General features: G+C 66.7%; 22 protein-coding genes. 6 read left to right on the top strand and 16 right to left on the bottom strand.

Going from position 1 to position 20812, the window contains the following annotated elements:
• Positions 1–7: 7 nt before the first annotated feature.
• From nuoK to VMT40_RS23500, 11 genes are all read right to left on the bottom strand, one after another.
• On the bottom strand, positions 8–307 hold the full coding sequence (gene nuoK, locus VMT40_RS23555; protein ID WP_036549137.1) for an NADH-quinone oxidoreductase subunit NuoK: 300 nt from the start codon (positions 305–307) through the stop codon (positions 8–10).
• Positions 304–1179, bottom strand: coding sequence for an NADH-quinone oxidoreductase subunit J (locus VMT40_RS23550; protein WP_326360825.1), 876 nt, complete (start codon positions 1177–1179; stop codon positions 304–306). The genes nuoK and VMT40_RS23550 overlap by 4 nt, the downstream gene beginning before the upstream one ends.
• On the bottom strand, positions 1176–2936 hold the full coding sequence (nuoH, locus tag VMT40_RS23540) for an NADH-quinone oxidoreductase subunit NuoH (protein ID WP_442790054.1): 1761 nt from the start codon (positions 2934–2936) through the stop codon (positions 1176–1178). Before nuoH ends, VMT40_RS23550 begins: the two co-directional genes overlap by 4 nt.
• Before the next feature lie 14 nt (positions 2937–2950).
• Positions 2951–5416: an NADH-quinone oxidoreductase subunit G gene (locus tag VMT40_RS23535; RefSeq protein ID WP_326360823.1), complete on the bottom strand. Its 2466-nt coding sequence runs from the start codon at positions 5414–5416 to the stop codon at positions 2951–2953.
• A complete protein-coding gene (gene nuoF, locus VMT40_RS23530) occupies positions 5413–6735 on the bottom strand; it encodes an NADH-quinone oxidoreductase subunit NuoF (RefSeq protein WP_326360822.1) in 1323 nt (440 codons plus the stop codon). The genes VMT40_RS23535 and nuoF overlap by 4 nt, the downstream gene beginning before the upstream one ends.
• The gene (nuoE, locus tag VMT40_RS23525; RefSeq protein WP_326360821.1) at positions 6732–7430 is read right to left on the bottom strand and encodes an NADH-quinone oxidoreductase subunit NuoE; all 699 of its coding nucleotides are present in this window, start codon (positions 7428–7430) and stop codon (positions 6732–6734) included. The genes nuoF and nuoE overlap by 4 nt, the downstream gene beginning before the upstream one ends.
• Positions 7427–8758, bottom strand: a complete 1332-nt coding sequence (nuoD, locus tag VMT40_RS23520) for an NADH dehydrogenase (quinone) subunit D (protein ID WP_326360820.1) — start codon at positions 8756–8758, stop codon at positions 7427–7429. Before nuoD ends, nuoE begins: the two co-directional genes overlap by 4 nt.
• Positions 8758–9507 carry an NADH-quinone oxidoreductase subunit C gene (locus tag VMT40_RS23515; RefSeq protein WP_326360819.1) on the bottom strand — a complete coding sequence of 250 codons (750 nt, stop codon included), beginning with the start codon at positions 9505–9507 and terminating at the stop codon, positions 8758–8760. Before VMT40_RS23515 ends, nuoD begins: the two co-directional genes overlap by 1 nt.
• The gene (locus VMT40_RS23510) at positions 9504–10058 is read right to left on the bottom strand and encodes a NuoB/complex I 20 kDa subunit family protein (RefSeq protein WP_326311010.1); all 555 of its coding nucleotides are present in this window, start codon (positions 10056–10058) and stop codon (positions 9504–9506) included. The genes VMT40_RS23515 and VMT40_RS23510 overlap by 4 nt, the downstream gene beginning before the upstream one ends.
• An 88-nt stretch (positions 10059–10146) precedes the next feature.
• Positions 10147–10527: an NADH-quinone oxidoreductase subunit A gene (locus VMT40_RS23505; protein ID WP_033090134.1), complete on the bottom strand. Its 381-nt coding sequence runs from the start codon at positions 10525–10527 to the stop codon at positions 10147–10149.
• Between the two features lie 266 nt (positions 10528–10793).
• Positions 10794–11213: an Rv3143 family two-component system response regulator gene (locus tag VMT40_RS23500; RefSeq protein ID WP_326360818.1), complete on the bottom strand. Its 420-nt coding sequence runs from the start codon at positions 11211–11213 to the stop codon at positions 10794–10796.
• 207 nt (positions 11214–11420) lie between these two features.
• Here VMT40_RS23500 and VMT40_RS23495 point away from each other — a divergent pair, with 207 nt between their 5' ends.
• The 4 genes from VMT40_RS23495 to VMT40_RS23480 all read left to right on the top strand — a co-directional run bounded on the left by VMT40_RS23495 (position 11421) and on the right by VMT40_RS23480 (position 15381).
• Positions 11421–12620: an FHA domain-containing protein gene (locus tag VMT40_RS23495; protein ID WP_326360817.1), complete on the top strand. Its 1200-nt coding sequence runs from the start codon at positions 11421–11423 to the stop codon at positions 12618–12620.
• Positions 12621–12652: 32 nt separating this feature from the next.
• Positions 12653–14029, top strand: a complete 1377-nt coding sequence (locus VMT40_RS23490) for a dihydrolipoyl dehydrogenase family protein (RefSeq protein WP_326360816.1) — start codon at positions 12653–12655, stop codon at positions 14027–14029.
• A gap of 89 nt (positions 14030–14118) precedes the next feature.
• Positions 14119–14547, top strand: coding sequence for a CBS domain-containing protein (locus VMT40_RS23485; RefSeq protein ID WP_326360814.1), 429 nt, complete (start codon positions 14119–14121; stop codon positions 14545–14547).
• Between the two features lie 9 nt (positions 14548–14556).
• Positions 14557–15381 carry a dienelactone hydrolase family protein gene (locus tag VMT40_RS23480; RefSeq protein WP_326360812.1) on the top strand — a complete coding sequence of 275 codons (825 nt, stop codon included), beginning with the start codon at positions 14557–14559 and terminating at the stop codon, positions 15379–15381.
• Between the two features lie 21 nt (positions 15382–15402).
• Here the strand turns inward: VMT40_RS23480 and VMT40_RS23475 are convergent, their stop codons facing one another.
• The gene (locus VMT40_RS23475) at positions 15403–15993 is read right to left on the bottom strand and encodes a short chain dehydrogenase (protein WP_326361731.1); all 591 of its coding nucleotides are present in this window, start codon (positions 15991–15993) and stop codon (positions 15403–15405) included.
• Between the two features lie 222 nt (positions 15994–16215).
• Between VMT40_RS23475 and VMT40_RS23470 the strand changes: the two genes are divergently transcribed.
• Both VMT40_RS23470 and VMT40_RS23465 read left to right on the top strand, forming a co-directional pair.
• Positions 16216–17376 carry a helix-turn-helix domain-containing protein gene (locus VMT40_RS23470; protein WP_326360810.1) on the top strand — a complete coding sequence of 387 codons (1161 nt, stop codon included), beginning with the start codon at positions 16216–16218 and terminating at the stop codon, positions 17374–17376.
• A 126-nt stretch (positions 17377–17502) separates the two neighbouring features.
• Positions 17503–17844 (top strand): hypothetical protein, encoded by a 342-nt coding sequence (locus VMT40_RS23465; RefSeq protein ID WP_326360808.1) that lies wholly within the window; start codon positions 17503–17505, stop codon positions 17842–17844.
• A 33-nt stretch (positions 17845–17877) separates the two neighbouring features.
• Here VMT40_RS23465 and VMT40_RS23460 read toward each other — a convergent pair whose 3' ends face one another.
• From VMT40_RS23460 to VMT40_RS23445, 4 genes are all read right to left on the bottom strand, one after another.
• Positions 17878–18231 carry a type II toxin-antitoxin system PemK/MazF family toxin gene (locus tag VMT40_RS23460; RefSeq protein ID WP_326360807.1) on the bottom strand — a complete coding sequence of 118 codons (354 nt, stop codon included), beginning with the start codon at positions 18229–18231 and terminating at the stop codon, positions 17878–17880.
• Complete coding sequence (locus tag VMT40_RS23455; RefSeq protein WP_326360806.1) at positions 18231–18470, bottom strand: ribbon-helix-helix protein, CopG family; 240 nt, start codon at positions 18468–18470, stop codon at positions 18231–18233. The genes VMT40_RS23460 and VMT40_RS23455 overlap by 1 nt, the downstream gene beginning before the upstream one ends.
• Positions 18471–18538: 68 nt before the next feature.
• A complete protein-coding gene (locus VMT40_RS23450) occupies positions 18539–19057 on the bottom strand; it encodes a MarR family winged helix-turn-helix transcriptional regulator (RefSeq protein ID WP_326360805.1) in 519 nt (172 codons plus the stop codon).
• Positions 19008–20774: an MFS transporter gene (locus tag VMT40_RS23445; RefSeq protein WP_326360804.1), complete on the bottom strand. Its 1767-nt coding sequence runs from the start codon at positions 20772–20774 to the stop codon at positions 19008–19010. The genes VMT40_RS23450 and VMT40_RS23445 overlap by 50 nt, the downstream gene beginning before the upstream one ends.
• Between the last annotated feature and the right edge of the window lie 38 nt (positions 20775–20812).

Raw genomic sequence — 20812 nt, 5'->3', positions numbered from 1 at the left:
ATCCATGTCAGTACCGCAGCAGGTTGGCGTCGTCGACCGAGGTCGAGCGGCGGGCACGGAAGATGCTCATGATGATGGCCAGGCCCACAACGACTTCGGCGGCCGCCACCACCATGGTGAAGAACGCGAACACCTGCCCGTCGAGATTGCCGTGCTCACGGGCGAAGGTGACGAAGGCCAGGTTCACCGCGTTCAGCATGAGCTCGATGCACATGAACACCACGATGGCGTTGCGCCGCACCAAGACCCCGGCCGCGCCGATGGTGAAGAGCAGGGCCGAGAGATACAGATAGTTGTCCGGGTTCACCGCAAGCCTTCCTCGGGGGAGTCGTTGCCGTTCTTGCCGTTCGCGCCATTCCCGTTGTCGCCGTTGCCCCCATTGCCATTGCCGACGGTGAGCACCACGGCCTCGGTGTGAGCGCGATTGCGGCGGTGCCGCAGGATGGTGCTGACCGACAGCTCCTCGAAGGAGCCGTCCGGCAGTCGCGCGGGCGCGTCGACGGCATTGTGGCGGGCGTACACGCCGGGCGTCGGCAGCGGCGTGACCCGGCTGCCGTCGCGGAAGCGTTCCTTCGACAGCGTGCGCTGATCGGTTCGGGGCCCGAACTTCTCGCGGTGCGCGAGCACCATCGCGCCGATGGTCGCGGTGATGAGCAGCGCACCGGTCAGCTCGAACGCCCACACGTAGCGCACGAAGATGAGTTCGCCCAGCGCCCCGATGGCGTTGTTGCCGCCCAGCCCGGGCCCGGTCTCGGCGACGCTCTTGCCCCCGGTGACCCCGCGCGCGATGCCGCCGATGAGCAGCATGCCGAAGCCGATGCCCACCACGATGACCGCCAGCCGCTGCCCGCGCAGCGTCTCCCGCAGCGACTCCGCGGAATCCACGCCGACGAGCATGATGACGAACAGGAACAGCATCATGACCGCGCCGGTGTAGACCACGATCTGCACGATGCCCAGGAACAGCGCGCTCTCGGCGATGTAGAACGCCGACAGCGTGATCATGGTGGCGGCCAGGCACAGTGCCGAGTGCACGGCCTTGCGCGCGCAGACCATGCCGAGCGCGCCGAGCACCGCGACCACGGCGAGGACCCAGAACTGCACGGCCTCGCCGGTGGAGGTGTGGGTGACGATCTGCTGGGCCGGTTGGGCCAGGGTGATCGTCGCTGTGTCGATCATTTCGTCGTCCCTTCGGCTCCGGCGAGTTCGCTTGCCGCACCGGGGACTTCACCGCGGTAGTAGGAGCCCTCGTCCGCGCCCGGGTACATGGCGTGCGGCGGGGCGACCATGCCCGGCTGCAGCGGCGCGAGCAGGTCCTGCTTCTCGTAGATGAGGTCGGCCCGGTTGTCGTCGGCCATCTCGTAGTCGTTGGTCATGGTCAGCGCCCGCGTCGGGCACGCCTCGATGCACAGGCCGCAGCCGATGCAGCGCAGGTAATTGATCTGATAGACGCGGCCGTAGCGCTCACCGGGCGACATGCGCTCGTCCTCGGTGTTGTCCGCGCCCTCGACATAGATGGCGTCGGCGGGGCAGGCCCAGGCGCAGAGCTCACAGCCGATGCACTTCTCGAGGCCGTCCGGGTGCCGATTGAGCTGGTGGCGACCGTGATAGCGCGGCGCGGTCGGGGTTTTGACCTCGGGGTAGAGCTCGGTATTGGGCTTCTTGAACATGGTGGCCGCGGTGACCATGAACCCGCCGAGCGGTTCCAGCAGACCGGGTTTCGCCGTGGCCGCCGGGGTTTCGGCGGGCATGGGCGGCACCGGGAAGTCGGAGTACGCCCGGGTCGAATCCGGATCCGGCGAGGCCTTGGTGCGGTCGTCGCCCGCGTGTCCGGCCCGCAGCACCAACGCCAGCAGCACGAGCGCGACGACAATGCCGCCGATCACCATGCCCGCGGTCTGGATGTGAGTCCCGTTGTCCTGCAGCACCTTCAGCGTGGCCACGAACATGACCCAGGCCAGCGACACCGGGATCAGCAGCTTCCAGCCCAGATTCATGAACTGGTCGTAGCGCAGTCGCGGCAGGGTGCCGCGCAGCCAGATGAACACGAACAGGAACGTCCACACCTTGGCGGTGAACCACAGCATGGGCCACCAGCCGGAGTTCGCGCCCGACCACAGCGAGATCGGGAACGGCGCATGCCAGCCGCCGAAGAACAGCGTGGTGGCCAGCGCGGAAACCGTTGCCATGTTGATGTACTCGGCCATCATGAACATGGCGAATTTCAGCGAGGAGTACTCGGTGTGGAAGCCGCCGACCAGCTCACCCTCGGCCTCGGGGAGGTCGAAGGGCGCGCGGTTGGTCTCGCCGACCATAGACACCGCGTAGATCAGGAACGAGGGCAGCAGCAGGAAGACGTACCAGGTTCCGTTCTGCGCCTTCACGATTCCCGAGGTGGACATGGTGCCCGAGAGCAGGAACACCGCCGCGAAGCACAGCGCCATGGCGATCTCGTAGGAGATGACCTGCGCGGTCGACCGCAGCCCGCCCAGCAGCGGGTAGATGGAGCCCGACGCCCAACCCGCGAGCACGATGCCGTACACGCCGACCGAGGCCATGGCCAGGATGTAGAGCACACCCACCGGCATATCGGTCAGCTGCAGCGGCGTGCGGTGCCCGAACATGGACACCTGCGGCCCGAACGGGATCACCGCGAACGCCATCACGGCCGGGATCAGCGAAATGACCGGCGCGAGAATGAAGATCGGCTTGTCCACGATGGCCGGGACGATGTCCTCCTTGAGGAGCATCTTCACGCCGTCGGCAATGGACTGCAGGGTGCCGCGCGGCCCGACCCGGTTGGGGCCGACGCGCATCTGCATGAACGCCACGATCTTGCGTTCGGCGTACACCGCCAGCATCGGGGTGAGCAGCAGGAAGACGAAGATGCCAAGGGATTTGACGAGGACCAGCCACCACGGATCGTGGCCGAACATACTCAGGTCGTAACTCACAGGTGGTCCTCCCGTCGAATACGCACAATGTGTCCGGGTGTGGTGCCGAGCTGCACCAGCACGTCGGAGCCGGGGGAATTCATGGGCAGCCACACCACCCGGTCGGGCATCTCGGTGACCACCAGCGGCAGGGTGATGAGACCGTGGTCATTGCTCACGGTCACCGGATCGCCCGTGGTGACACCGATTTCGGCGGCGGTGTGCGGAGACAGCCGCACCACCGGTGGGCGGGCGGTACCGGCCAGATTGGGCTCGCCGTCCTGGAGACGGCCGCGGTCGATGAGCATGCGCCAGGACGAGAGCACCGCGGTGCCCGGGTTGGGCTGGATGATCGGGTGCGGATGCTGCACGGGGGTGGGATAGAGCGTGCCGTCCCACGTGCCCAGGTCGGCCAATTCGGCACGGGCACTGGCCGCGTCGGGCAGGCCGAGGCGAATACCCATCTCCGCCGCGATGGCGTCGAGGACCCGGTATTCGGCCATCGGCGCGGCCTCGCGGCGCACGGTCGAATCGCGCAGCGCGGCATCGAATTGGCGGTGTCGGCCCTCCCAGGTGAGGAAGGTTCCGGCCTTCTCCATGGCCGAGGCCACCGGGAACACGACATCGGCGCGGTCGCTGATGTCGCTGCGCCGCAACTCCATCGACACCACGAAGCTCGCGGCGTCGATGGCCCGCAGCGCGGCGTGCGGATCGGGCATATCGCCGACCTCGACCCCGCCGATGAGCAGTGCGCCCAGCGTCGGCGCGGCGGCGAGGATGGCGGAGGTGTCGCGGCCCGGGTTCATCGGCAGCTCGTCGCAGTTCCACGCCTGCTGAACCTGTTGGCGCGCACTGGGATCGGCGACGGGTCGCCCTCCTGGGAGGAGAACCGGGAGGGCGCCCGCCTCCAGCGCGCCGCGCTCACCGGCGCGGCGCGGAATCCAGGCCAGGGCCGCCCCGGTCTCGTCGGCCAGGCGGGCGGCGGCGGACAGTCCGCCGGGGATGCCGCCGAGGCGTTCGCCGACCAGGATGAGGGCCCCGGGCTCCCGCAGCAGCGAGCCGACCTCGCCCAGCCGGGTGTAACCGGCTGTGGTCTCATCGGTTTCGCCGGTGCGGATGGATTCGAGCACGTGCGGTTCGGCACCGGGCGCGGTGAGCAGCAGGGTGCCGGACATGCGCTGCAAGCCCCGGGTGACGTACGGGGCGAGCGAGTAGATCGGGGTGCCGTTCTTGCGGGCCGCCTTGCGCAGCCGCAGGTACACGATCGGCGATTCCTCTTCGGCCTCGAAGCCGACCAGGAGCACGAACGGGGCGCGTTCGAGCGCCGCGTAGTCGACCGTTATGCCCCGTCCCGCGATGCGGGCCGCCAGGAAATCGGCCTCCTCGCCCGAGTGATCGCGGGCCCGGAAGTCGATGTCATTGGTGCTCAACGCGACTCGCGCGAACTTCGAGTAGGCGTAGGCGTCCTCGAGGGTGACCCGGCCGCCCAGCAGTACACCGGCATTGCCGCGCGCCGAGGCCAGTCCGCGTGCCGCCGCGCCAATGGCCTCCGACCACGACGCGGGCTGCAGACTCCCGTCCCAGCTTCGCACCAAGGGCGTGGTCAGCCGGTCCTGTTCGGTGGCGTACTGGAACGCGAAACGGCCCTTGTCGCAGTTCCATTCCTCATTGACCTGCGGGTCGTCACCGGCCAGCCGCCGCATGACCTTGCCGCGCCGGTGATCGGTGCGCTGCGCGCATCCCGACGCGCAGTGCTCGCACACCGCCGGGCTCGACACCAGATCGAACGGCCGCGCCCGGAACCGGTAGGTGCTGCCGGTGAGCGCGCCCACCGGGCAGATTTGCACCGTATTGCCGGAGAAGTAGGAGTCCATCGGCTCCCCGGCCGCGATGCCGACCTGTTGCAGCGCACCGCGATCCATCAATTCGATGAACGGGTCACCGGCCACCTGCTGGGAGAACCGGGTGCAGCGTGCGCACAGCACGCAGCGTTCCCGGTCCAGCAGAATGGCCGAGGACAGCGGAATCGGCTTGGGGAAGGTGCGCTTCTCACCGTCGAAGCGGGATTCGGCGCGCCCATTGGACATGGCCTGGTTCTGCAGCGGGCACTCGCCGCCCTTGTCGCACACCGGGCAGTCGAGGGGGTGATTGATGAGCAGCAGCTCCATCACACCCTCCTGCGCCTTGGCGGCGACGGGGGAGGACAGCTGGGTGCGAATCACCATGCCATCGGCCACGGTCTGGGTGCAGGACGCGACGGGCTTGCGCTGCCCCTCCACTTCGACCAGGCACTGACGGCACGCGCCCACCGGGTCCAGCAGCGGGTGATCGCAGAACCGCGGAATCTGGGTGCCGATGAGTTCGGCGGCCCGGATCACCAGCGTGCCCGCGGGCACGGAAACCGTGGTGCCGTCGATGGTGACGGTCACCATGTCGGCGGGTGTCACCCCGCCGCCGGTCGTGGAGCTCACTGTCGAGGTCATCGCGCTCCTTCAGCCCAGACGGTGGACCGGGCCGGGTCGAACGGGCAGGCGCCGAGGCGGATGTGCTCGGCGTACTCGTCGCGGAAGTACTTGAGGGAGGAGAAGATCGGGCTGGCCGCGCCGTCACCGAGGGCGCAGAACGATTTGCCGTTGATGTTGTCGGCGATATCGGCCAGCTTGTCCAGGTCGGTCTCGTGGCCGGTGCCGTTCTCCAGACGCTCGAGCAGCTGGACCAGCCAGTAGGTGCCCTCACGGCAGGGGGTGCATTTGCCGCAGGATTCGTGGGCGTAGAACTCGGTCCAGCGCAGCACCGCGCGCACGACACAGGTGGTGTCGTCGAAGATCTGCAGGGCCTTGGTGCCGAGCATGGAGCCCGCCGCGGCGACACCCTCGTAGTCGAGGGCGATGTCGAGGTGCTCGTCGGTGAAGATCGGGGTGGACGAGCCGCCCGGGGTCCAGAACTTGAGGGTGTGGCCCTTGCGGATGCCGCCCGCGTATTTCAGCAACTCTCGCAACGTGATTCCGAGGGGCGCTTCATATTGGCCCGGTCGCGTCACGTGACCCGAGAGCGAGTACAGCGTGAAGCCCGGCGACTTCTCGGTGCCGAAGGACCGGAACCAGTCCACGCCGTTCGCGATGATGGACGGCACGGACGCAATGGATTCCACATTGTTGACCACGGTCGGGCAGGCGTACAGACCCGCCACGGCCGGGAACGGGGGACGCAGGCGCGGCTGGCCGCGGCGGCCCTCGAGCGAATCCAGCAGCGCGGTCTCCTCGCCGCAGATGTACGCGCCCGCACCGGCGTGCACGACGACCTCCAGGTCGAAGCCGGAGCCCTGGATGTTCTTGCCCAGATACCCTGCGGCATAAGCCTGTTGAACCGCCGCCTGCAAACGCCGCAGCACCGGCACGACTTCGCCTCGCACGTAGATGAAGGCGTGCGAGGCGCGAATGGCGTAGGCGGCGATGATGACGCCCTCGATGAGGGTGTGCGGTGTCGCCAGCATGAGCGGAATGTCTTTACACGTACCTGGTTCCGACTCGTCGGCATTGACCACCAGGTAGTGCGGCTTGACCGGCGCACCGGCCGGTCCGGGCCCCTGCGGGATGAAGCCCCACTTCATGCCCGTCGGGAAGCCCGCACCGCCGCGGCCGCGCAGGCCGGAATCCTTGACCGTGGCGATGACCTCGTCGGGCTGCATGCGCAGCGCCTTCGGCAGTGCACGGTAGCCGCCCTGCCGCCGGTAGGCGGCCAGCGTCCAGCCTTCGGGGTCCGCCCAGTGCTTGGAGAGGACGGGTGTCAGAGCGGTCGTCACTGCGCGCCTCCCTCGGTCTTCTCTTGTTCGGCGGCGGCATACAGACCGGCGAGGGTGGCCGATCCGGGCGCGCCGTCGGTGGCTCCGGGCCGCTGGTCCTCGTATCCGGCGAGAATGCGGGCGGTTTCGCGGAAGGTGCACAGTGGGATGCCGCTGCGCGATCCGGTCATCTGCTCGCCGCGGCGCAGCGCGTCCACCAGCTGCTTGGACGATTCCGGGGTCTGGTTGTCGAAGAACTCCCAGTTGACCATCACCACGGGCGCGTAGTCACAGGCCGCGTTGCACTCGATGTGCTCGAGGGTGATCGCGCCGTCGGCGGTCGTCTCACCGTGCTTGATGCCCAAGTGCTGCTTGAGTTCCGCGAGGATCTGATCGCCGCCCATCACCGCACACAGTGTGTTCGTGCAGACACCGACGTGATAGTCGCCGGTCGGGGTGCGCCGGTACATGGAGTAGAAGGTCGCCACCGCGGTGACCTCGGCATCGGTCAATCCCAGCTGCTCGGCACAAAATTCGATGCCGGTGCCCGAGACGTACCCCTCCACCGATTGCACCAGGTGCAAAAGGGGAAGCAGTGCGGAACGCGAGTTCGGGTACCGCTCGATGATCTCCTGGGCCTCGAGCTGCAGCCGATCGCGCACCTTCTCCGGGTACGGGATCGGCCGCGTGGTCAGGTTGAGCAGGATCTCTGTCATCGGTCCACACCACCCATCACCGGGTCGATGGAGGCGACCGAGGCGATGACATCGGCCACCAGGCCGCCCTCGCACATGGCCGCCACCGCTTGCAGATTCGTGAACGAGGGGTCGCGGTAGTGGACCCGGTACGGGCGGGTGCCGCCGTCGCTGACCATGTGCACGCCCAGCTCACCGCGCGGGGATTCCACCGCCACATACACCTGTCCCGCCGGGACGCGCAGGCCCTCGGTCACCAGTTTGAAGTGGTGGATGAGCGCCTCCATGGAGGTGCCCATGATGTTGCCGATGTGCCTGGGCGAATTGCCCAGCCCATCCGGCCCCAGCTGCAAGTCGGCAGGCCATGCAATCTTCTTGTCTTCCACCATGACCGGGCCCGGCCGCAGTTTGTCGAGGCACTGCTCGACGATCTTCACCGACTCCTTCATCTCGTTGACGCGAATGAGGTAGCGGCCGTAGCAGTCACAGCCCGTGTCGACCTGCACGTCGAACTCGTAGTTCTCATAACCGCAGTACGGCTGGGACTTTCGCAGATCGTGCGGCAGGCCGGTGGAGCGCAGCACCGGGCCGGTGACGCCCAAGGCCATGCAGCCGGTGAGGTCCAGGTACCCGACATTGCGGGTGCGGGCCTTCCAGATGGGGTTCTCATTGAGCAGCAACTCCATGTCCCGCAGCCGCTTCGGCAGCAGGTCGAGGAGTTCGCGCACCCTCTGCACGCCGTCATCGGGCAGGTCCTGGGCCACGCCGCCGGGACGGATGTAGGCGTGGTTCATGCGCAGACCGGTAATGGCCTCGAACACGTCCAGGATCAACTCGCGCTCGCGGAAACCGAACAGCATCGGGGTGAGCGCGCCCAGCTCCATGCCGCCGGTCGCCAGCGCGACCAGGTGCGAGGAGATGCGGTTGAGTTCCATGAGCATGACGCGAATGACATTGGCGCGCTCGGGAATCGCGTCGGTGATGTCCAGGAGCTTCTCGACCGCCAGGCAGTACGCCGTCTCGTTGAAGAACGGCGACAGGTAATCCATGCGGGTGACGAAGGTGGTGCCCTGCATCCAGTTGCGGTACTCGAGGTTCTTCTCGATGCCGGTGTGCAGGTAGCCGATGCCGCAGCGGGCCTCGGTGACGGTCTCACCTTCGATTTCGAGAATGAGCCGCAGCACCCCGTGGGTGGAGGGGTGCTGCGGGCCCATGTTCACGACAATGCGTTCCTCGGCGACGCCATCGAGGGCAGCGGAGATCTCGTCCCAGTCATTGCCGACCACGGTGACCGATCGTTCGGGCCGTTCCTCGGTGGCGGGCTGGGACTTGGTGTCGATGTCGTTCATTACGAGTAAGACCTCCGCTCGTCGGGCGGCGGGATGCGCGCGCCCTTGTATTCGACCGGGATTCCGCCGAGCGGATAGTCCTTGCGCTGCGGGTGGCCACGCCAGTCGTCGGGCATGGCGATCCGGGTCAGCGAGGGATGGCCGTCGAAGAGGATCCCGAAGAAGTCGTAGGTCTCCCGCTCGTGCCAGTCATTGGTGGGGTAGACCGAGTACAGCGACGGAATGTGCGGATCACTGTCGGGCACCGAGACTTCCAGGCGCACCCGCCGGTTGTGGGTGATGGAGTTCAGGTGGTAGACCGCGTGCAGTTCCCGCCCGGTGTCCTCCGGATAGTGCGCGCCGCTCACGCCCAGGCACAGCTCGAAGCGCAGGCCGTCGCGCAGCGCCTTCGCCACCCGCACCAGGTGCTCGCGGCGGATGTGCAGGGTCAGTTCGCCGCGGAAGACGACGATCTTCTCGATCGACTCCTCGAACGTCTTGGCCAGGGCCAGGCGCAGATTCGCGATGATCTCGTCGAAGACCGGGCCGTAGGGCGGCGGGGTGCTGCCGGGCATATTGATGGTGCGAACCAGACGGCCGTAGCCGGAGGTGTCGCCGGTGCCGGAGACCCCGAACATGCCCTTGCGCACGCCGATCACTTCCTCGGCGGGCGCGGTGGGTTCGGGTTCTGTTGTCTCCGAGTTGTTTTCGTCAGGTTCCACGGCCGCCTTCGGGGGGCTCTCCGTGCCGGAAGGTGCATCGAACGTCATCGCAGCAGCCCCTTCAGCTGAATGGTCGGGGTGCTGGCGAGCGCGGCCCGCTCGGCCTCGCGCACGGCTTCCTCGCGATTCACGCCCAGCGGCATCTCCTGAATCTTCTCGTGCAGCTTCAGGATCGCGTTCAACAGCATCTCCGGCCGCGGCGGGCAGCCGGGCAGGTAGATGTCGACCGGCACGATGTGGTCGACGCCCTGCACGATGGCGTAGTTGTTGAACATGCCGCCCGAGGATGCGCAGACGCCCATGGCCAGCACCCATTTCGGTTCGGTCATCTGGTCGTAGACCTGGCGCAGCACCGGGGCCATCTTCTGGCTCACCCGGCCCGCCACGATCATGAGATCGGCCTGGCGCGGCGAGGCGCGGAACGCCTCCATGCCGAAGCGGGCGATATCGAATCGCCCGCCGCCGGTGGCCATCATCTCGATCGCGCAGCACGCCAAGCCGAACGTGGCCGGCCACAGCGAACTCTTGCGCAGGTAACCGGCCAAATCTTCCACCGTGCTCAGCAGGAACCCGCTGGGCAGTTTCTCCTCGAGACCCATGTCGGACTACATCTCCCGTGGCTCATCCCCGCACGTGCGGGGATTGATGATTCGAATACCCCTGTGCGCCAGTCGATCCGGCTGCGCGTCAGTCCCAGCTGAGTCCGCCGCGCCGCCACTCGTAGGCGTAGGCGACCGAGACGTTGAAGATGAACAACGCCATCGCCGCCAGTCCGAACACTCCGAGCGCATCGAAGTGGACGGCCCACGGGTAGAGGAACACGATCTCGATGTCGAAGATGATGAACAGCATGGCGGTGAGGTAGTACTTCACCGGAAAGCGTTGGCCCGCAGCATTTCCCGGCCCGCCCGCGACGGCGTGCGGGGTCGGTTCGATACCGCATTCGTAGGCTTCGAGCTTCGCCCGGTTGTAGCGCTTGGGGCCGATGAGGGCCGCCAGGAAGATCGAGAACACCCCGAACGCGGCCGCGACCGCGCCAAGTACAAGGGTCGGCACTTCTATATTCACAACAGAACTACCCCTCCTGCGAGCTGGACAACGCACTTCGGATGGCAGCAGCGAGTGAGGCGGCGGCGTCATTGATCAGTGATACCGATGCCCGCGCTCGTGTGAGCTACGGCACAGATTACAACCCGGACCAGAAGATACATGACGATTCGCGATCGCGTTTGATCGAATTCGGAACGGTCTTTTATGACCGATTGGACGCAATCGCGAATGTCACGTGACGTGGATATGCCCTGATCACGGGGCAGTGGAAGATCGGCCGAAGATCAGGCCGCGAAGCTATCGCCGAGCACACCGAGCACGGCGTCGGTGAGACGGATCGGGTCGATGGGATGCGACACCGCCGCCTCGGCACGCGACCAGTTCGCCAGCCAGGCATCATCCGGGCGGCCGGTCAGCACGACTATCGGTGGGCAGTCGGCGATTTCGTCCTTGAGCTGCTTGGCCAGGCCCATGCCGCCGGTCGGGGCGGACTCGCCATCGAGGATCAGCAGATCCAGATCGCCCTTGTCCATGCGCTCGATGACAACCGGCCCGGTCGCCACCTCGACGTACTCGATGGGTGGCAACTCCGGGTGCGGCCGTCTGCCCAGGGCCAGCATCACCTGGCTCCGGGTATCGGCGTCATTGCTGTAGACGAGGACCCGCACCGCGGCGGGACGTTTCGCATCGGCCACGTCCCGCATGCTACGTGCCTGGTGGCGGACCGCGGAGCAGCTTCGCCAGAACTCGCGGTCGCGTCGCGGATTCGCCTGTCGCGCAATACGTCGATGCCGGGCTGTCGAGGAGACGCGACCGGTACCATCCGGCAAATGAGGGGAGACATCCCGCAACGCTGCATCGAAACCGACGGCCGGATCGATGAATCAGTATGAGCGGCGGGAGGTCGTGACGTGGGACGGGTAGAGGTGGTGGCCGGGTCGCATCTGGTGGCCAGTGTCGACGGCGTGGTCGTCGTTGTCGCGCATCGGGATTCGACCGAAGTGACCGCTACGTCCGAGTCCGTGGCGGTGCTCGACAAGCTGCTGGAGTTGGTGGCCGACGCCTCCTCGCGGGAGACCAGACGCACGGGGCGCACGTTCGCACGGCTGGTGAGCACGTGGCTCATGGCCCGCGAAGATGAGGAGCGGGTGGAGTTCGGGGTGCTCACGCCAGGTGTGCGGGGGCTGGCGGTGTTCTTGCACGGGCGGGTCACCGCGGTGTTGGAGGGGGATGATCACCGGGAGGTATTGCACGGGCGCGATGCGGCTTTCACCGTGGATCGGGTGGTGAGCCCTGGCCCGGCGCGGGCGGCGGCGGTGTTCGTGGACGAGGACGAGCCGCGTGCGGACCTGCCGCAGCCGGGAATCTGGACGTTGCGGGATGGGCGGGTGCCGGGGTCGGGTGCGGTGATGTGGTTGGGGGAGGAGGACGAATCGCAGTCTCGGCGTGGCAGTTCGGCGGTGCGCAGGGCTCGGGCGCGAGTCGATTCCGGCCGGAAGGTGCGGCCCTTCGAACGGCGGAACGGGCGCGGGGAGGCGGAATCTGGCATAACGCGCAAGCCCGCAGCGAATGCCAGTTCGGCCTCCAGCGCGGTCGGCGTGAACGCGCCGACCGCGCAGCCGGGCGCACGCGCGGTGACCGGGGTGGTCGTGAGCGGGTTCACCTGTGCGCGTGGGCATCTCAACGATCCCCGCGCGGCTTTTTGCACTGCGTGCGGGATTTCGATGGATCAGGCGACCCGGGTGCTCACCGAAGGCATTCGACCGCCGCTGGGTGTGCTGAAGCTCGACGACGGCACCTCCTACGTGCTCGATTCCGATCTGGTGATCGGCCGCGAACCGGAACGCTCCGAGCAGGTGCGCCGGGGCGCGCAAGCCATCCGCATCCCCGACGCGTCGGGCGGTATGTCGCGGGTACACGCGGAAATACGGCTGGTGGACTGGGAGGTCGTGGTGATGGATCGCGGCTCGGCCAATGGCACCCACATTCGGCTGCCCGGTCGGCCGGACTGGGTGCGGGCGGTGCCGGGGCAACTGACCGTGCTCGAACCGGGGAGCCAGTTACTGCTGGGCGGGCGGGTCTTCACCTTCGACTCCCCGCACGGACGCTAGCGTCGAGGCGGTTGTCGAGCGAAGGAGTGCGTGTGCCTGCCGAATCGGTGGATGTCGTCGTCATTGGAATGGGACCGGGCGGTGAGGATGCCGGTGCGCGGCTGGCGCGAGGCGGGCTTTCGGTGGTGGGTGTCGAGGGGCGGCTCGTCGGTGGGGAGTGCCCTTACTACGCCTGCGTTCCCACCAAGATGATGGTGCGGGCGGCGGGGGTGCTCGCCGAGGCGCGGCGGGTGGATCGGCTCGCGGGATCGGCCACGGTGCGGGCGGATTGGGGGCCGGTGGCGGCACGGATCCGCGACGAGGCCACCGATGACTGGAATGACGCGGCCGCCGTCGAGCGGTTCGAGAAGGCGGGCGGGACCTTCGTGCGCGGGTGGGGCAAGATCACCGCCCCCGGCGAGGTGACGGTGACGACCGAGAACGGTGATCGGGTGTTCCGCGCCCGGCGGGGGATCCTGTTGAATCCGGGCACGGCCCCGGCGGTTCCACCGCTGGACGGTCTCGCGGGGACGCCCTACTGGACCAACCGGGACGCGGTGCCGACGACCCAGGTGCCGGAGTCGCTCATCGTGCTGGGCGGCGGGCCCGTCGGTGTCGAGTTCGCGCAGATTTTCGCGCGGTTCGGTACCCGGGTGACCGTGGTGGTGCCGCGGCGACTGCTGCCGAAGGACGAGCCGGAGGCGGGGGAGTTGCTGGCGCGGGTGTTCGCGGACGAGGGGATCGAGGTGCGCACCGGGGTGCGGGGGACCGCGGTGCGGCACGACGGGCGGGAGTTCACCCTCGAACTCGACAATGGTGAATCGGTGCGGGCCGAGCGGCTGCTGGTGGCGGCGGGGCGGCGAACCGATCTGGCGGCGTTGGGAATCGGGGCGGTCGGGCTGGACGAGGACGCGAAGTCAATCCTGGTGGACAACCGGTTGCGTGCGGCCGACGGGGTGTGGGCGATCGGCGATGTCACCGGGGCGGGTGCCTTCACCCATGTGTCCATGTATCAGGCACGGATCGCGGCCAATGACATTCTCGGGGAAGGTTCGGAGGTCGCGCAGTATCGTGCGGTGCCGCGCGTGACCTTCACCGATCCGGAAGTCGGGGCGGTCGGTATGACCGAGGAGCAGGCCCGGGCGGCCGGACTGCACGTGCGCACCGGATGCACGGAAGTGCCTGCCTCCACACGGGGTTGGATCCACAAGGTCGGCAATGAGGGGTTCATCAAGCTGGTGGAGGACGCGGATCGGGGCGTGCTCGTCGGCGCGACGTCGGTGGGCCCGCAGGGCGGAGAAGTGCTGAGCGCGTTGGCGGTCGCCGTCCACGCCGAGGTGCCCACCGCGACGCTGCGCGAGATGATCCTGGCCTATCCGACCTTCCACCGGGCCATCGAATCCGCCCTCGATGCTCTTGCTTCAGGTTAGGCATCGGTTCGTAATCTTTGCTGTTCACGCTCCGGCTTCGGCGTCATCCTGGTATCCATCGATAGTCCCGAGCGTTGGGCGGTGGACACATGCGAATCTCGGAAATTCTTCGCCGTAAGGGCAGCGGCGTCGTCACGATCGCACCGGATGCAACAGTGCGCGAACTGCTCAGAGTCCTGTCGGCACACAATGTGGGCGCGGTGGTGGTCTCGCCGGACGGGGCCGCCATCTCCGGCATCGTCTCCGAACGAGATGTGGTGCGCCGCCTATACAGTCACGGCGCGGACCTGCTCGACGCCCCGGTCTCCTCGATCATGACCGCCGCCGTGCACACCTGCGCGCCCGACGATCGCGTCGCGACCTTGAACGCGACCATGACCCAGCACCGCATCCGCCATCTACCGGTCGTGCAGGACGGGCGCATGATCGGGATTGTCAGCATCGGCGATGTGGTCAAGAGCCAGATCTCCGAACTGGAAACCGAGCGAGAGGCGCTGGTCCGCTACCTCCACGGTTAACATCCCACTGTGGAGTCCGAAACCTCAACGCCCAATGACGCTCTCGCCGATTTCACCAAGCGAGCGATCACCCTTGAGGGCGAAGAAAAGAATGTCTACGTCGCGGGCACCGGCCCCGCGGTCATCATCATGCCCGAAATGCCCGGCATCAGCCCCGACGTCCTGCGCTTCGCCCGCTGGGTCCGAGACTCCGGCTTCACCGTCTACGTCCCGTCCCTGTTCGGCGTCGACGGCGCGTACCCCACCCTAGAATTGGGCACCTCCATCCCCCGAAAAGCCTGCGTCAGCAAGGAATTCCGAGCCTTCGCGGGCGGCGGCACCAGCCCCATCGCCACCTGGCTCCGCGCCCTGGCCCGCCTGGCCCACACCGAATCCGGCGGCCCCGGCGTCGGCGCGGTCGGCATGTGCTTCACCGGCAACTTCGCCCTCACCATGACCCTCGAACCCGCCGTCATCGCCCCGGTCATCAACCACCCCTCCCTCCCACTCGACGACCCCGCAGGCCTGGAACTCTCCCCGGAGGACGCGACAGCGATAGCCGAGCGCTTCGAACGCGACGACCTCCGCGCCCTGGCCTACCGCTTCGACAACGACAAGTGGTGCACCGGCCAACGTTTCGCCGCCTACACCCAACTCCTGGGCGACCGCTTCGACGGCCGCGTCCTCTCCGGCGCAGACGCCAACCCCACCCCACCTCCCTTCTTCGCCGAAATCGTCCAAACCCCCCACAGCGTCGTCACCGCCCACCTGGTCGACGAGGAAGGCCACCCCACCATCAAGGCCCGAGACGAAATCCTCGCCTACCTCCACGACCGCCTCGATACGGCTGCTTAATGTCTCGGTTGCCCCACCCGGTTATCCATACGCGCGGATGATCTGACCGGTGCCTTCGCCTTCGACGCAGTGCAGGTAGTGATCGACGAGTTCGTTCATAGGCACCGGTCGCATCCCGGGAAAGTACTCGGCGAAGGCATCGACAGAGTCGCCAACCATCGTCGGGCTGACCACATTGATCCGCATCTTGCGACGAAGCTCGATCGCCGCCGACAGAACGAAGCTGTGCAAAGCGCCGCTGATAACCCCACCCCCGGTCACATGCGGCCACGGCTCGTCCGCGAAGATCCCGGATGTCAGCGTGAATGACGCACCGTCGGCACAGTGATGCTGCCCGGTGAGCACCAGATCAACCTGCCCAAAGAATTTGGCACGCATGTTGTCGTACAACGCATCCGAGGTCAGCGTCTCGAATTCATCCATCGCCCCGTGCGCCGCAATACACACCACCCCATCCACCGCCCCCACCTCCCGATACATGTTCTCGATGCTGTCATGCGAACTCAAGTCCACCCGAACCTCCCCCGAATTCCGCCCCGCCACAACAACTTCATGCCCCCGCCCCCGCAACGCAGGCACCAACCTCCGCCCGATCGTCCCCGCCCCACCCACAACGACAATCCTCACGGCAACGCTCCTTCCCTCCGCCCCGCCCACTCCCGATGTAACCCGAACCCCAACCCCCCAACAAGATCAAGGAGCTCTCACGTCAGATTTCCGCCCAATCCCCAACCCCGACAGCTCCCTGATCTTGTTGCCGGGCCTACTGATCAGGGCTGGGGGTAGAGGTGTCCGATCGGCGCGGTGAGGGACGGGCGGATCTAGGCTGGGATTATGAGCGGCGATTTGGGGCAGCGGCTGCAATCGGTGCGGAAAAGGCGCGGGCTCACGCAGCGGGAACTTGCTGCGGGGTCCGGCGTTTCGGTGTCGTTCATACGGAAGATCGAGCAGGGGGAGCGGGACGACGCGCGGATCGAGACGTTGCGGCGGCTTGCGGTGGGGTTGGGGTGTCCACTGACGGCGCTCATCGGGTCCGAACCCGAAGCGCCGGAGAGCCGGAATGGGGAGATCTGGGCCGAGACTCGGCGTGCGATCGACACGCCGCGCGCGCCATTGTTGGACGAACCGGTCGCGGACGGTGATGTGGCGCAATCCCTCACGGCGGCCGTACGGCTGTATCACGACAACAGCTATGAGGAGCTCGCGCTCGTGCTGCCCGAGCTCGTCGCAGACAGCGATAGCGTTTCGCCTCGGCTGCGGGCGCGCATTCTGCAACTGACCGGTTCGGTAATGGTGCAGACGCGGCAATTACGCACCGCGCGCACGGTTCTCGAACGGGCACTCGCCTCGGCCGAATCGACCGACAACGCACTCGATGCCGCCTCGGTGGTCGTCACGATGTGCTGGCTCTTGCTGGTGGAGAGACGATTTCAACAGGTGGACCAGCTCGCGATCGGCTGGGCCGACCAGATCGAGCCGCGAATGTCCACCGCCTCCGAACGAGAACTCTCCACCTGGGGATGGCTGTTGATGCGTGGCTCGGCCGCCGCCGTCCGCGACAACCGCCCCGACGACGCGGACGGCATGATGCGCTTGGCCCAAGCCGCCGCGGTGGCTGTCACCCGGGAACAGGCGGAGTGCCAGGATTATTGGACCCTCTTCGGCCCGGCCACCGTGGCCATGAAGCGGGTCGAGAATGCCGTCATCGACGACCGCCCCGACCTCGCCCTGCACCTGGCCCGCGAAGTGCCGACCGGCCTGCGCCCCACCTCGGACAACCGCAACCGCCACTTGCTCGATGTCGCACAGGCCCGCCTCGACCTCCACCACCCCGATCCCGCGCTGGACATCCTCCTCCAACTCTCCCGAGAAGCCCGCCCCTGGCTGATCGAACAACGCCTCGCCAAGGACCTCCTCGCCCGCCTCATCGGCAAACGCCGCACCCTCACTCCAGACATGCGCTCTCTAGCAGACCTCATCCACCTCGAATACTGACCCGATCTGTGGCACTTCTCGCCCGACCCCCGCAAAAGTGCCATTGCCGCCGAATTCCTGTGGGCCGAAGCTGAACCCACCATTTCCATTCCGGCGAGCACCACCCACCACTGAGAGGGCAGACCCATGAACCCGGGGGCAATCGGTTATATCCGGCAGGATGTGTCGGGAGCGCGGCGGCAGTGGGATGAGGTGCGGATTCGGACGTTGGCGGGGCGGCTGGGGTATGACCTGCGGAAGATTGCTGTGTTCCGCCCACACACCGATCGCCCGGTGCATCGGTTGCGGGTGTTGGTGGCGAACTTGGGGGTGGACGCGGTGATCGTGCCGAGTCTCGATCACTTCGAGAACGCCACGGTCCCAAAGGCTCTCGTGGAGCGAGCCGACATCATCACCGTCGACCCAGAACAAACCTTCGCCCGCTGGCTCATCCCGCCCGATTCCCCTGCCGATATGGGATCACGGTGACTCGGGCGTTCGGCGGGCCACGGACGGAGCTGTCTACTCGCCGACGTAGTCGACAAGCGCAGCGAATACCTGCCGCATCGTCGCTTTGCTAACCATTCCAATCGGTTCGGTGAACCACGAAATCGGAATTGTCTTCGGCCAGTAGGTGAGTATCGCACCACCTGGGATGGGATCGAGGTCACCCAACGGAATCACCAGACTCAAAGCCGCAGGGGCCAATTCGGGATCGATTTGATCCTCCACCGGCAGCACCACCGCTGTCTGCAATGTCCGGTTCGCGCCATCATTGGAGATCACGAGCACCTTCTCCCCGGACAATGAGCTCGCTTTGTCGCGCCCGGAGATCCCCGGCAGATATGAACGGATCTCGCCGCGCAAGACCGCCACTACCGCGCCTCACGGGACTGTGCGGCCTCGGCGGCGGCGAGGTCTGCCAACGCCTTTGCCTCGATATCGATACCGCGCCGCCGCTGTGAGTCCGTCACGGCCTGACCGGCCTGGTACATCAATTCCCGACGAGCGGCGCGCTCCATGAACGCGCTGATCCCTTCACCTTCAGCGGCGGCAACCGCCCGAACCTTGTCGAGGACCTTGTCATCGATGGAAATCGACGTATTGGCTTTCATACCAGGAATCCTACCGGCCCTTGGTTTGCGCCGTCCCGAAGATGCCGATGACCGCCGCGGCCGGGCCGTCAGCGCTGCTGGTCGAGGGCCTCGATGAGGGTGGTCAGGCCGGACTTGACTGCGTCACGCTGGTCCGGGGTCAGGTGGTCGAGGGCTGCGGCGAAGCGTTGGATGCGGGCTGAGGTGAGGCCGGTGACCAGGTTGTGGGCGGCGTCGGTCGCGGATAGGAGTTGGGCGCGACCGTCCTCTGGATCTGCTTCCCGGGTCAGGTAACCCGACTTCTCCAGGCCCGTGACGATGCGGGACATGGTTGGGGCGCTTACTCGTTCGATGTTGGCCAGGTCGCCGAGGCGGAGGGGGCCGGAGCGGGCGACGGTGGCCAGGGCGGAGGCGGCGCCGGGGCTGAGGGACCCGAGGTCGCCCGAGTGACGCAGCAGTCGGATGACGCGGCCGATGGTGTGGTACAGCTCAGCTGCTTCGGTGAGCTGGTCGGGGTCGGCGACGCTGGTCGGCTCGGGCAGGGTCCTCTCCTCCGTGTCAGATTCCCTCGCGGGCGGCTTCGCGAAGTTCGGCGGCCTCGTCCGCAACTTTCGGGCTACCGGCGAACCAGGAGGCCGCCGCGCCGATCAGCATCATAATCGCGGCGCCGAGGAACACCACGACCAGACCCGAGTGGAACGGTCCGGAGATCAAGTGCGGGAAGAACTCCTGACCGGTGAGCACGTCCTTGTGCACGCCGGGGTGGTCGAGAATGCCGGTCGGACCGAGCAGCGCCTGGATCGGATTCACGCCGAGGAAGGCCGCGAACAGGCTGCCGACCGGAGGCAGACCCGAGATCTCCGCCGCCACATTCGCGGGCACACCCTGCTCCTGCAGACCCGAATTCATCGCCCCCGGCAACGTATTGGACAAGCCGATGATCATGAGCGAGAAGAACACCCCGATCGACAGCGCCATACCGCCATTGAGCAGCGTGCCGCGCATACCGGAGGCGACACCGCGCTGCGAGGCGGGCACCGCCGACATGACCTCGGCGGTATTGGGGGAGGCGAACATTCCCGAACCCAGACCGTTGAGCGCGATGATCACCGCGAACGCCCAGTAGGAGAAGTCGACCGGCAACACCACCAGCAGCACGAACGTCACCGCGGTGATCGCCATGCCCAGCGTCGCGAACAACCGCGGCCCGTACTGGTCGGACAGCCTGCCCGAAACCGGCCCCGCCACAAGGAATCCCACGGTCAGCGGCAAAAGGTAGATACCCGCCCACAGCGGCGTCGACTCGTAGTCGAACCCGTGCAGCGGCAGCCAGATCCCCTGCAACCAGATGATCAGCATGAACTGCAGACCGCCACGACCCAGCGAGGACATCAACCCGGCCAGATTGCCGAGCCCGAACGCGCGAATCTTGAGCAGCGACAGATGGAACATCGGCTGCGCGACCTTGGTCTCGATCCAGCAGAACAACGCCAGCACCGCGAGCCCACCGAACACCGCGAGCAACACCCACGGGTTGGACCAGCCGGTATTCGAATCCCCGTACGGCTGAATGCCATAGGTGATGCCGGTCAGCAACGCGGTCAAACCAACCGCGAAGGTGACGGTCCCCGGAATATCGAGCGATCCGGCATTGCGCTGACCATTGTCGTGCAGCGACCGGTACGACCACACCGTCCCGAGAATGCCGAATGGCACGCTCACCCAGAACACGGCCTTCCAATCCCACTGCGCGAGCAGACCCCCCAGCAGCAGACCCAGGAACGAACCGGCCACGGCCGCAACCTGATTGATGCCGAGCGCGAACCCGCGCTGCGCGGCCGGGAAGGCGTCGGTGAGAATCGCGGCCGCGTTCGCCATGAGCATCGCACCGCCGATGCCTTGGAACACGCGCCACCCGATCAACCACACCGCGCCTCCGCCGTGCGTGAACGGATCGAACGACAACGCTACCGCCGCGATCGTGAAGATCACGAACCCGTAGTTGTAGATCTTCACGCGCCCGACCATGTCGCCGAGCCGCCCGAACATGACCACCAGCACCGCCGACGCGAGCAGGAAGCCCATCATCATCCACAGCAGATAGCTGACATTGCCCGCCGCCAGCGGGTTCAGATCGATCCCGCGGAAGATGTCGGGCAGCGAGATGATCACGATCGAGGAGTTGATGGTGACCATGAGCATGCCCAGCGTCGTATTCGACAGGGCGACCCACTTGTAATGCGGGTGATCGTGCTCGATCCGGAGTCGCCTCCGAATGGTCTGGACATCACCGGCATCCACATCGGTGGTTGGGGCCGCAGCCATCAGAGCCTCCCACAAGTCAACGTACGAACAGCGTCCCA

The organism is Nocardia sp. CDC160, from assembly GCF_035818795.1.
Classification (GTDB): domain Bacteria; phylum Actinomycetota; class Actinomycetes; order Mycobacteriales; family Mycobacteriaceae; genus Nocardia.
Note: the sequence above shows the minus strand (reverse complement) of the source record. Positions and strands in the feature narration are given on the sequence as shown.

What these genes read in the sequence shown, in the direction of transcription:
- VMT40_RS23535 (WP_326360823.1), bottom strand. Translation starts at nt 5,416, where the DNA reads ATGACCTCGACAGTGAGCTCCACGACCGGCGGCGGGGTGACACCCGCC.
- nuoD (WP_326360820.1), bottom strand. Translation starts at nt 8,758, where the DNA reads ATGAACGACATCGACACCAAGTCCCAGCCCGCCACCGAGGAACGGCCC.
- VMT40_RS23485 (WP_326360814.1), top strand. Translation starts at nt 14,119, where the DNA reads ATGCGAATCTCGGAAATTCTTCGCCGTAAGGGCAGCGGCGTCGTCACG.
- nuoE (WP_326360821.1), bottom strand. Translation starts at nt 7,430, where the DNA reads ATGACAGAGATCCTGCTCAACCTGACCACGCGGCCGATCCCGTACCCG.
- VMT40_RS23465 (WP_326360808.1), top strand. Translation starts at nt 17,503, where the DNA reads ATGAACCCGGGGGCAATCGGTTATATCCGGCAGGATGTGTCGGGAGCG.
- VMT40_RS23550 (WP_326360825.1), bottom strand. Translation starts at nt 1,179, where the DNA reads ATGATCGACACAGCGACGATCACCCTGGCCCAACCGGCCCAGCAGATC.
- VMT40_RS23515 (WP_326360819.1), bottom strand. Translation starts at nt 9,507, where the DNA reads ATGACGTTCGATGCACCTTCCGGCACGGAGAGCCCCCCGAAGGCGGCC.
- VMT40_RS23500 (WP_326360818.1), bottom strand. Translation starts at nt 11,213, where the DNA reads ATGCGGGACGTGGCCGATGCGAAACGTCCCGCCGCGGTGCGGGTCCTC.
- VMT40_RS23445 (WP_326360804.1), bottom strand. Translation starts at nt 20,774, where the DNA reads ATGGCTGCGGCCCCAACCACCGATGTGGATGCCGGTGATGTCCAGACC.
- VMT40_RS23510 (WP_326311010.1), bottom strand. Translation starts at nt 10,058, where the DNA reads ATGGGTCTCGAGGAGAAACTGCCCAGCGGGTTCCTGCTGAGCACGGTG.
- VMT40_RS23470 (WP_326360810.1), top strand. Translation starts at nt 16,216, where the DNA reads ATGAGCGGCGATTTGGGGCAGCGGCTGCAATCGGTGCGGAAAAGGCGC.
- nuoH (WP_442790054.1), bottom strand. Translation starts at nt 2,936, where the DNA reads ATGTTCGGCCACGATCCGTGGTGGCTGGTCCTCGTCAAATCCCTTGGC.
- VMT40_RS23455 (WP_326360806.1), bottom strand. Translation starts at nt 18,470, where the DNA reads ATGAAAGCCAATACGTCGATTTCCATCGATGACAAGGTCCTCGACAAG.